Source organism: Arthrobacter sp. JDC6, assembly GCF_056484025.1.
On record NZ_CM151278.1, the window covers coordinates 3,018,930 to 3,030,286 of the forward strand.

The 11,357-nt window shown below is 69.2% G+C and carries 7 protein-coding genes and 1 pseudogene; all 8 read right to left on the minus strand.

What is annotated here, in order from left to right:
- Window positions 1-22 precede the first annotated feature (22 nt).
- On the minus strand, window positions 23-1,804 hold the full coding sequence (locus tag ACV095_RS14070; RefSeq protein ID WP_478222106.1) for a serine/threonine-protein kinase: 1,782 nt from the start codon (window positions 1,802-1,804) through the stop codon (window positions 23-25).
- Entirely contained in the window at window positions 1,801-3,807 is a 2,007-nt protein-coding gene (locus tag ACV095_RS14075) for an FHA domain-containing protein (RefSeq protein ID WP_478222107.1), read from the minus strand. Before ACV095_RS14075 ends, ACV095_RS14070 begins: the two co-directional genes overlap by 4 nt.
- Window positions 3,794-4,726 (minus strand): PP2C family protein-serine/threonine phosphatase, encoded by a 933-nt coding sequence (locus ACV095_RS14080; RefSeq protein WP_018771881.1) that lies wholly within the window; start codon window positions 4,724-4,726, stop codon window positions 3,794-3,796. The genes ACV095_RS14075 and ACV095_RS14080 overlap by 14 nt, the downstream gene beginning before the upstream one ends.
- Window positions 4,723-6,012: an RDD family protein gene (locus ACV095_RS14085; RefSeq protein WP_478223457.1), complete on the minus strand. Its 1,290-nt coding sequence runs from the start codon at window positions 6,010-6,012 to the stop codon at window positions 4,723-4,725. Before ACV095_RS14085 ends, ACV095_RS14080 begins: the two co-directional genes overlap by 4 nt.
- Before the next feature lie 285 nt (window positions 6,013-6,297).
- Window positions 6,298-6,354 (minus strand): annotated as a pseudogene (locus ACV095_RS14090) (hypothetical protein); the annotation flags it as partial.
- A complete protein-coding gene (locus ACV095_RS14095) occupies window positions 6,351-8,969 on the minus strand; it encodes a transglutaminaseTgpA domain-containing protein (RefSeq protein WP_478222108.1) in 2,619 nt (872 codons plus the stop codon). The gene ACV095_RS14095 and the pseudogene ACV095_RS14090, both read right to left, overlap by 4 nt.
- Window positions 8,966-10,309 (minus strand): DUF58 domain-containing protein, encoded by a 1,344-nt coding sequence (locus tag ACV095_RS14100; RefSeq protein WP_478222109.1) that lies wholly within the window; start codon window positions 10,307-10,309, stop codon window positions 8,966-8,968. The genes ACV095_RS14095 and ACV095_RS14100 overlap by 4 nt, the downstream gene beginning before the upstream one ends.
- Window positions 10,310-10,382: 73 nt before the next feature.
- Window positions 10,383-11,354, minus strand: coding sequence for an AAA family ATPase (locus ACV095_RS14105; RefSeq protein ID WP_223994548.1), 972 nt, complete (start codon window positions 11,352-11,354; stop codon window positions 10,383-10,385).
- Window positions 11,355-11,357 lie beyond the last annotated feature (3 nt).

The window sequence follows — 11,357 nt, forward strand, 5'->3', positions numbered from 1 at the left end:
TGAAACCGGCAGTGCGGGACGTTCATTGGCCGGTGCAGGCGATGGAACCGGACCCCAGCGGTGAGAACGCACCGTCCGAGCGGACGATCATGACCTGGATGCAGGTTTGCCCCGACGGGTTGGGCCTGAGCCGGACGGGCGCCTGCGCGATGGATTGGTAGTCGCCGCCCCCACCGATGGTATAGACCCTCCATTTGTAGGTATCGCCCGGCTTGGGGTCGGGGTTGTTCCAGTAGAAGGATGCCTCGCCGTTGGTGTCGACCGTTCCGGCCAGGCCTTCGACATCGGGCACGGTGCCACTGTCCAGGGCGTCCGCAGGGGGTTTGCTGGCCTGCTGGGTTTCCACCGCCTTGGGGGTGCCTATCGCCGTGTTGGCCACCACGATGCCCACCACAGCCGCCAATACCAGGAGGGTGCCGCCGGCGATTGCGAGCCAGAGGTTGCGTTTGCCGTGGTCGGCCTTCGGAGCCGCTTGCGGCTCGTCCGCCTTCACCGCCCGCTGGACTGTTGCGTCCACGGTGTAGCCCGTGTCCTGTGTTCCTCCTGTGCCCGTGACGGGTGCACCGTAGTTGGCCGTCCCTGTGCTGCCACGCAGGACGGTGGACTGCGCCCACTCCCCCTGGCCGGCGCCGTCGTCCGTGGCTGCCGCCGGAGCAGCCGCCCCGGTGGCCGCCGCCCACGTGGTGCGGGCCGGAATCTGCGGCACTGCCGGGGCAGGCTGCCATTGGCTGGGGCTGGCGGGAGCAAAGTGCGACGGCGGGAGGGCGCCGCCCCCGGGCCCCGTCGCGTCAGTCCCGGTGCCGGTCGGGTTGGGGCGGGTGCGGGCAGGGAACGTGGGTGCGCTGCCGGTCCGCTCCGGATCGATGGCAGCAATGCTGCGGACGCGCGTCTCCTCGGTGCCGTCGTCCGGGTGGCCCTCCTCCTGCTGCGGCTCCTCCAGGACCTCGAAGGGCGTGACGGAAAGGTTGAGCTCGGCCTGGATGCGCTGCAGGGCCAGGGCGAAGGCGTGGGCCGAGGAGTACCGGGACTGGGGCGATTTGGCCATGGCGGTTGCCAGGGCCAGTTCCAGTGATTCCGGCACATCGGCACGGCCCAGCCGCGGCAGCGCCATGTTGCTGATCCGGTTGATCAGTTCGCGCTGCGAGTTGTCCGCGCCCGGCATCACGAAGGGTGAACGTCCGGCCAGCAGGGTGTACAGCGTGGCGCCGAGGGCCCACACGTCCACCATGACGCCGTCAACGCCGCCGTCCCGGAACTGTTCGGGCGGGGACCAGGGAATGGACATGCCCGAATCGTCATCAGAATCCCCGGCCAGGGTGCCGGAGATGCCGAAGTCGGTGAGGGCCGGACGGTTGTAGTCCGTTACCAGGATGTTGGCGGGCTTGATGTCGCGGTGGGCGATGCCGGCGCGGTGGGCGGTTTCGACGGCGGAGGCCACCTGGATGCCGACCGCCAGGACCTCGTCAACGCTGAAGCGCTGCCGCCGGTAACGCACGTCCAGGCTGGGCCGGGAGCAGTACTCCATGGCCAGGTAGGAGTGCCCGTCATCGGTGACTTCCGCTTCGAAAATGGTGACGATGTATGGGTGCGAGGACAGCTGGGCCATGAGGTTGGCCTCGGACTCGAACCGCCGCCGCGCGCCCTCGGTCTTGAGGTCCGAGAGCAGCACCTTGACGGCGACTTTCCGGCGCGGCCTGTCCTGTTCGTACAGGTAGACGTCGGAGAACCCGCCGGAGCCGAGCAGGCTGATGTAGGTGAAGCCCTGGATGCGGGGCGGCGGCGCAACGGGCCGTTTGGAACTCAAGGAATCTCCTCAAAACGCAGTGAGATATTGTCGCCCAGCTCCGCGATGTCGCCGTCGAGCAGGATGGCCATCTCGTTCTGGGCCAGGCGGCGCGGCGGTTGGCCTTCGCGGACCAAGACAGTGCCGTTGGTGGCCTTGAGGTCGCAGAGCATCACGTGCCAGCCCTCAAGCCGCACCTCGACGTGGGACCGGGAAATGTCGCCGCCGGGGCTTGCCACCTGGACGAGCCGCGGCATCACGCCGCCCTGCACCCGGGACACTGACGGCTGCCTGCCGATGACCATCGACTGGTCGAGGTCCAGCAGTTCGCCGGTGGACAGGCGCATGCGGCCCAGCCTGGGACGGGCCACCTGCACGGCATCCGGCAGCAGGGCAGCCCCGCAGGCGCTGCAGAGGGCACGTGTGGGTGGGTTGGCGTGGCCCTGGGCGCAGACGCGGGCCAGCACCATTGGTCCATTGGCGGGGTCCTGCTGGACGGCCGGCGCGTTTGTTGCCGGACCGGACGCGGTTCCCGGCAGGCTGCTTTTCATCACCGTCTGGCCATCGTGGTCGGGGTCGAAACCGGTGCCGGTGCCGGTGCCGGATACAGCAGGCGCCGGTACGACGGGCGCAGGTGCCCCGGATGCCGGTGGAGCCAGTGGCGTGCCGTGGTTTGGCGGCGGGGTGAAGCCAGGGGCGTCGTGGGCCGGCGTAGCTCCCCCCGTGCGCCACGGGACGGAGTCGATGAGGACGCCGGCGGAGGCAGGACGGGGCCGGCCTGACGGCTCCCCAGTTGTACCGGCACTGGATCCCACTTCAAGTCCGGCGCCAGGTGTGGGCTGATGCCGGCCGTCAGTCTCTGTCGCAGTCCCGGAACCGGCTGCCGGCACATCCGGGGCCGGGGCCTCCGGGCTGCGGAGGGCGGGCAGGGGTTCGGCTGCCGGCAGGGCCGGGCGTTGCTGCGGGGACACCTGGCCGGAATCGTCGTCAGGGTCCTCACGCACGGCAGCGTCTTCGATGTGCCGCATGACGGTGCGGTCCCAGAGATGGTCATAGGACGTCGTCATCTCCGCTGCGGGACCGGCGCCGGCTCCGGTGGGGGCAACGCCGGCGAAGCCTGTCTCCGGCACCTCAATTGGGGCGGGCTCACCTGAAGCATTCCCCACAGCTTCTCCCTCAGCGCCGCGATCCCCGCCGGCACCAATCTCACCGTCGACACCACGCTCCCCGTCGACACCAATAATGAAATCCGGGGCAATAGTGGCATCGGGGTCATGGGCATCCCGGGCGTGGGCGTGTGCGGCTTCCGCTGGATCGACCACCCCGTCGGCCGGGCGTTCATCAACGTCCTCTTCGATGACCCCCAGCACCGTTTCGGCCGAGGCTGCATGCCCGGGCAGGAGCGTGGTTTCGGGCAGGTCTTCCGCCTCGTCCGGAACGTCCGGCTCCCGCAGGTCAGCCGGGGCGTGGCCGGCGGGAGCAGCAGAAGCCTCGTCGCTGCCGGAAGTTTCCGCCGGTGCAACAGCATCCGCTGCGGCCGGAGCATCGACCGCAGCCGGGCCGGAGCGTGCGCCCAGGGTCAGGGACTGCAGCAGCACCACGCCCTCACCGAGCGGCAGCTCGGGTTGTTCGGTGGCGAGCCCGGCGGTACCGGTGGTCCCAGCCGCAATCGCCACCCGGCACGTGCCGGGGACCACGAATTTGCGTTCGTTCCAGGTGGTCACGTCCCGGCCGTCGAGGTCCACGGCTCCCCCGGGCTGTTCGACGGTGAGGTCGATGTCGCCCCGCAGGAAAACCCGCAGGGATCCGTTGAAATCCAGGATGCCGAAGGATGGGATGCGGGTGAGGGATCCGCCGGAAGTGCTGGTCACGGCGGCGAGGATCTCGTGCGGCTCAGGCCGGCCGGCCAGGAGTTCCCACAATGCGCCTGCGAGTTCCGCGGGCGACCCGGGGCCCAGGAGGACTGCGGTGCGGGACCTGACAATGCCCAGCCAGGTGCCGGGGATGTAGCTAGCGGCGGTCATCGTCCGGCTCCCCGTTGTGGTCCGCGGTCTCCTCCACCGGTGCGGGCAGGGGCTGCGTCACGGCTTCGGATGCCTGCGGCCGCGGCAGGGTCACTTCGTCCCCGTCAGCGGAGGTGAGGCGGGGCGCGGTGGTGCCAGCGCCGTCGTCGTTCGAAACGTTCCTGGCGTCCACCACGATGGCCGTGACGTTGTCCCGGCCGCCGCTGCGCAGGGCGGCCTGGATCAGGGCGTCCACCGCCTCCTGCGGATCCGCCACGCTGCTGAGGATCCGCAGGATGTCATCGTCTGCCAGTTCCCCCGTCAGGCCGTCGGAGCAGACCAGGACGCGGTCGCCTTCCTCCACGGGAAGGAGCCAGTAGTCCGCTTCCGTCTCGTCGCCCGTGCCCAGGGCCCGGGTGACCACGTGCCGCCGCGGGTGGACGGTGGCCTCCTGGGCGGTGATTTCGCCCGCGTCCACGAGTTCCTGGACCTCCGAGTGGTCGACGCTGATCTGCTCGAACCGTCCCTGGCTGAGCCGGTACGTGCGGGAATCGCCGATGTTCACCACCAGCCAGTACGGCATGCCCATCTGTTCCACCACGACAGCACCGGTAAGGGTGGTGCCGGCACGGGCTCCGGTGGCCTCACGGATCGAGTTGTCCGCACGCACCAGGTACTGCTGGAGGACGGCAGCGGTGATGCTCCGCTCCCCCGTGGCCACCTGGGGAATCCCGGCCAGGGCCCGCACGCACAGGCCGCTGGCGATTTCGCCGGCTTCATGGCCGCCCATGCCGTCAGCGACGGCGAAGACGGGATCGGCGGCGATATACGAATCCTCGTTCAACTCCCGGCGGAGTCCCCTGTCCGTTCCGTAGCCGTAGCCGAGGCTGAGTCCCGGCCCCGGCTGGATGGTGGAAACACTGGCGGGGTGCTGGTTCATGCCTGTCCTAGGTAAAAGGTACGGTCTCCAAAGTGCACGCTGGATCCCGGGGTAACAAACGTGGGGACGCCCGGCACCAAGGGGGTGCGCAGGCCGTCCGGGGTGGTGACGGCGCTTCCATTGGTTGACTGGCGGTCCGTCACCCAGATGCCCGCGCCGTCGGTGAGCAGGTGCAGGTGCGTCTTGGAGATCGAACGGCCGGGGTCATCCACAGCCAACAGCTGGGCCTGCTGTTCCCCGGCCTGCCCCACCGGGTTCCGGCCCACCAGGACGCTGCGGTCCAGCTGGAAGTCGCGGCCGTCGTCCAGGCGGATACGGAGGACGGCCACAGGGGCGGGGCCGCCGGTTCCGGGCCGCACCTGGGTGCGTTCGACGTCGTCGTCCACATGCGGCGGGGGCATCCGGTGGCCGGCGGCGGGCGGCGGCGCGAAGGAGGCAGGTGGGCTGTAGGGCAAGGTCTGCGACGGCAGGGCGGCCGACGGCGAAGGTGCCTGGGGTGCCGGAGCCGGAGCTGCCGGAGGTTGCGCCGCAGGAGTTTGCAGAGGGGCATGGGGGGCTGCGTGTACGGGGGCTTGGTGTGCGGGGGCTGGGTGTCCGGGGGCTGCGTGTCCGGGAGTTTGGGCCACGTTGGCGCCGGCCACCGGCGACAGGACCTGCTGCACGGGCGGCAGGTCCAGGGGCGCGAAGCTGTAAGGCCCTTGGATGCCACCGGTGGTGATGGGATCGCGGCCCGCCTTGACATCGAACACCAGGGTCTTGGCGGCGGTGTCATTCCAGCCCCGCAGCCCGCCGTCCCTGTCCCACCGGCTGGAAACCACCACCAGCACGGCCCACGCGCCACCCACCAGGAGCAGCGGGCCAAGGATGGGCAGGGCGGCGTCAAACCACTTGAAGACCACCACCAGCACCGCGGCCAGCACGGCCAACAGGATGCCTGCTCCGGTGATGAGGCCACGCAGGAACACGGCGCCGGCGCCGGGAGCGTAACCGTCCTGGTCCGCGCTGCGGATGCCCATCAGAAGGTTCCCGGGCGTTTTGCCGGTGCGTGCTTCCAGCCCGAGCACCACGAAGAGGTAACCCAGGGTCAGGCCAAGGCCGATGCCGCCAAAGAGCACCAGAGAGGACGTGTCATAGACAATGAAGCCACCGCTTCTGGTGCGGGTAATCCCGGCGAATCCGATGGCAAACGTCACCACCAGCACCGCCACCCCAGGCAGCCAATCAATGACGGCAGCGCCAAGCCGCTTGCCTGCCGCAGCCGGAACAAGCTGAAGGTTCACTGCCATTCCCGTTCCTCCCCCTGGAGCGGCCCCCACCCTTGTGGAACCGCCGGTCCTGCCCGGCACGGTACCCGTATGCAAGGTGCCCGCTTGCGCGGTGCCCGTCAATGCGGTGCCCGCCGGCTGCGCCGGGGGCCTTTCTACTACCGGGATAGTACCGGGAATCCCGGACGAGTGCGCGGGGCACGCTTCCCCGGGATCGCTCCTTGCTTGGTCCGCCGGCAGGTCCGGGGTGCGGGGGCGGCGCGCCGCCCTGTTGGGCAGCGGCGCGCCGCAGGCAGTGCAGAACGTGGCACCCGCGGGGACGGGCTGCCGGCAGCGCGGGCAGCGTTCGGGATCGAAGGTCACTGCTGGCCGGGTCCTTGCTGGTTGGGTCCTTGCTGGTTGGGTCCTTGCTGGTTGGGTCCTTGCTGGTTGGGTCCTTGCTGAACAGGCCCTTGCTGAACAGGCGGTGCGCCGGCACTGCCGGAGGCACGACGGCGGCGGGCAGCGATGAACCCGGATACCGCCGGCAGCGACACCCGGCCGCCGCGCAGGCTGGCGCCCTTGCCTGCGTTCATCGCGGCCCGGGCGTCGCCAAGCAGCGAACGCGGCGAGAACCGTGCCTGCTGTCGCCGCCAGAACCCCATCCCGGAGGTCATCTCCTTGAGGGAACCATCAACGATGGTCCAGTACTCGCGGACATCCTCTTCGGTTGGTTCCCCGGCGCCGAAGATCGAGGCGTCGGCCCGGCGCGCCAGCATGGTGGTGGTCCCCTGGGTCGCCGGGAAGGCATCGGCCAGGACCGCAGCGCTTTCCCGCCGTGTCGAACGGGTGTCGACGGCGGCACCCAGGTCGGTTGCCAGGCTCACCACCTCGTTCCAGCCCCCGCCCACGCGCTGGGCGGGATGGCCGTCCCGGAAACGGGACTTCCGCCGTCGTGCCTTCAACAAGGCGATCAGCAACAGCGGCAGACCCAGGATCACCAGCGGGATGGCGGCGACGCCCAGCGCGCCCAGGAGGGCGCCCCAGAACAGCCAGGGATTGTTCTTTTTCTGGTCCGCGTCCAAGGCGTCGGGTGAGGAGTCCGGCGGCAGGTCCGCGGGCTCCTGCGGCGGGGGCGGCGGCTGCAGCACCTGCGGCTTGGGCTTGGACTTGTTCTCGGGGTCCGGCGGAATGGGGATGTTGTCCTTTGGCGGGGTGGGGTCGAAGCTGACCCAGCCCACGCGTTCAAACGCGACCTCCACCCAGGCGTGGACGTCCTTTCCGGTGATCTTCACCTCACCCGCACCGTTCTCCGGGCTGGTTGGCTCAGGGTAGAAACCCATCACCACGCGGGACGGGATGCCCAGGTGCCGGAGCATCAGGGACATGGCCACCGCGTACTGTTCATCGTCGCCGAGCATCTGCTTGGCGGTCAGCAGGTTGCGGATCCGGGCTGAACCGTGGCCGGAGACGCTGGGGAGCTGCCCCTCGCTGACCAAACCGTTGCTGAAGGCCCCCGTCTTCTGGAAGTGCGCCTCGATCTGGCGCACCCGGTCGATGGCCGTGGGCGCGTCGGCGGACAGGTCGTTGGCCTGGGAGCCCACCACCGGCGGAACTTCCAGGGGGTCGGGAAGGGAGACCTTCGCGAAGTCGTACTGTGTCAGCTGCCCGTGCTCGAGTTTGGCGGGGTCGGACACCTGGACGGTGTAGGAGTCGCCGCGGGACAATCCGCTGGTGGTGACGGCGGTGTCCGTTCCGGGGTTGAAGTAGAGGCCGGCAGCCGCAGCCGAGCCGGACTGGTCAAAGCTGATGCCCGTGGTCTTCCGCCCGCCGGGGACGAAGAAGCCCTGGTAGTCCTCCACGTTGATGCTGATCGAGTAGTCGTTGGTGGGCACTACCCCGGATGCGTCGGCCAGGGTGTTGATCGACTTGGCGTCGCCCACCTTGCTGAAGTTGCCCGAACCGTTGGGGTCCATGTTGTAGTTGGTGCCGTTGAAGGCATCCAGGGCGCCAAGGCGCACCCGGCCGTCCCGCGGGAGGCCTTTGACGACGAACAGGGTGTCGTCCTTCTTGTCCTTGACGTAGCTCCGGAAACTGGCCAGGGGGGTGATGTAGTCCTTGGGATCGAACGGCGGTACCACCACGTTGCGGAGGACCTTCCGGTCATCGCCGGCGCTGACCATTGGCGCGGCCACCGCGGTGATTCCCACGCTGGCGGCAATCACCCCCGCGGCCATGCCCAGCCGGCGGATCCTGGCGCGGCGTGCGGTGGCACTGTCCGCCTGGGGGCTGTTCACCGCTACCCGGCGGGTGCTGTTCCGGCGCAGGGCGTCCCGGCGGAAGGTTGCCCAGGCGATGCCGAGGACGGTCAGGCCGATGCCGCGTTCCAGGGTCAGGAACGCGGCGTTGGTGCTGAATGCGATGCCCGTGACGAACAGGACCAGTACCGGCAGGAGCGGTAGGTAGGGGCTCCTTGCCCGCCAGGTAAGGAGCGCTGCCACGAGTGCCAGGACCAGCGAACTTAGGAAGGGGACGATGAGCACGCCGCCGGCGGTTCCCACCGGCACCCCCACCGTCAGCATGTCCTTCCAGGCGAAGACGACGCCCAGGAGCAGGGTCCGCAGCGAATCCAGGGTGGGGACGAATCCGGCGACGGCGGCGTCCGGCACCGCCAGCAAGGTTCCGAACACCAGGTAGACGGCCAGGGCCAGGGCGGTGGTGATCAGCAGCCCCAGTCGCAGGTGGGCGTTCGCCGCGCCGATGCCCAGGCCAAGGATGATGCCGCCGAACCCGGACAGGAGGTAGTACGGGTCGCCGCCGAAGCTCAAACCGAATCCGAGCAGGCCCAGGCCCAGCAGGACCACCAAGGCTCCGGCATCGATCAGGAAATGCCAGGCCGGCTGGCCGTCCGCAAAGGCCGAATCCGGGGTGGCGGCCTTGCGGCGGGTACGGGTTTGCGGGGAACCGCTTTGTGGCGAATGGCCGGGTGCGGTGCTCATGCGGCAGCCTTTCTCAGCACGATGGCAAGGTCGGCCAGGTCGCCGAGCGTCAGGACAGTGAGGTCTGCGATGTTGGCCCTGGAGGGGGCGGCGCCGGTTTCCACCCGGACCGCCAGGCTTCGGACGCCGGGCGGGACGGAGGCTGCAGCGGAACGGAGCTGGCTTGCCGTCACATTGCTGCCCACCACGAAGAACACGACGGAGGCGTTGGGCACCGTGTCGGCCAGGGTCCTGGCAAGGTCGACGGCGGTGCGGCGCATCGGGGTGCCGACGATCCGGGTCATGTCATCAAGCATGTTGCGGCCGGTTTCGCAGCGCAGGGGTCCTTTTTGCGTGAGCACATCCAGTTCCCGCTGTTCGCGGATTGCCTGCCGGCCGATGGAGGCGGCCACCGAGATGGCCATCTCGAACTCGTTGTCGGAAGCGTATTCGTCCGTGTTAATGGACAGCGAGATGGCCAGGTGGGCGCGGCGGGTTTCCTCGAACTGGCGCACCATCAGCTTGTTGGTCCGGGCCGTGGTCTTCCAGTGGATGTGCCTGCGGTCATCCCCGGGCACGTAGTCGCGCAGGGCGTGGAAGGAGACGTCGGCGCTGGACAGGTCCGTGGTGGGCATGCCCTCGAGGTCGCGGATGAAGCCTGCGGCGGAACCGGCCAGGGCAACGGTGCGCGGGTGGACGAAGAGGTCCTCCGGCTCGGTCCAGAGGACCTGGCGGCGCAGCAGGTGCAGGGGGTCGGCCCGGACGGAGCGGACCGGTCCCACCACGATGACGGCGCGCCGGGCGGTGGGGATGGTGAACAGGTCCTCATGGACCTGTCCGGGCTTCATCCGGGGCAGGTGGAAGACCGCCGTGGTGCTGCCCACCGGCAGTTCCAGCGCGGCCGGCAGCAGCGGCCGGGCCGACGTGTTGGAGACGGCAATGCTGCCGACGGCGCTGTCCCCCACCGCCACCCTCGTGCGGGCAAGGTCCAGCACCACGCCGTAGGAGGACCTGCCGAGGATGAAGGCCACCGCGATCACGAACATGGCGAAGGCGGCAATGGACGCTGCCGTGGCTTCCTGCCAACCGAAGGCCTGGCCTGTGGCCCACAGCAGGATGGCAGCGGCCAGGACGGACCACCCCAGGATGCTGACCACGGACAGCACCGGCCAGGCGTACCTCAGCCAGGTGTCCCGGACAGCCCGCCCGGCGGGTGCCAGGGCGAGGAGGGCGGTGCTGCTGGCTTCGGACCATACGGCCGCGGGGTGCAGCCGGGTGGGGCGGCCGTTCCGGTGGAAGGGTTGCCGGAGACGCTCCGCGAGCCGGGTCAGCGGGGCGCCGCTGGACGTGCGGTCAGACATAGGGGTGTGCCTTCGTTGTTGCGCTGGAATGTCAGTGGTGGTGGCTGCGGCTTGAAGCCGCGGGCCCGGCGCCTCAGGCGTTGGTGCGCTGCTGCGGGGCGGCGACGTCGGCGAGGATCCTGGTCAGCACGGCCTCAGCGGTGGCGCCCGAGAATTCGGCTTCGGGGTCCATCACGAACCGGTGGGTCCACACCACGGGTGCCAGTTCCTTGATGTCATCCGGCAGCACAAAGTTCCGTCCCTGCGAGGCAGCCCAGACCTTGGCGGCCCGGACCATGGCCAGGGCGCCGCGGACGGAGACGCCGAGGCGCGTCTCCGGGGCACTGCGGGTTTCCTCGCAGAGCCGGGAGATGTACTCAAGCACGGCGGTGTCCACGTGCGCCGTGGCGGCGAGGTCGGCCATGTCCGCCACCGCCTGGGTGGTGATGACGGCAGACAGGTCCTTGGACCGGTCCTTCAGGTTGTTTCCGCCCAGCAGCCGGACGGTGGAGGCGTGGTCAGGGTAGCCGATGGAGGTCTTGATCAGGAAGCGGTCCAGCTGGGCCTCGGGCAGGCGGTAGGTGCCTGCCTGCTCGATGGGGTTCTGGGTGGCCATCACCATGAACGGCCGCCCGGCCGAGTACGTCACGCCGTCCACGGTGACCCGGGATTCCTCCATGACCTCAAGCAGCGCGGACTGGGTCTTGGGCGAGGCACGGTTGATTTCGTCGGCCAGGACGATGTTGTTAAAGATCGGGCCCTTGTGGAACTCGAACTTCTGCGTCTTCTGGTCGTAGATCGTCACGCCGGTGACGTCGGAGGGCAGCAGGTCGGGGGTGAACTGGATGCGGTTGTTGGACCCCTGTACGGTGGCGGCCAGCGCCCGTGCAAGAGAGGTCTTGCCCGTACCCGGGGCGTCCTCAAACAGGACGTGGCCCTCGGCCAGCATGGCTGTGAAGGTAAGCCGGATGACGTGTTCCTTGCCCAGCACCGCCTGCCCCACGTTGGCAACCAGCTTTTCGAATGTGCCTGCAAACCACTCGGCCTGCTCAATGGTCATGGTCATGAA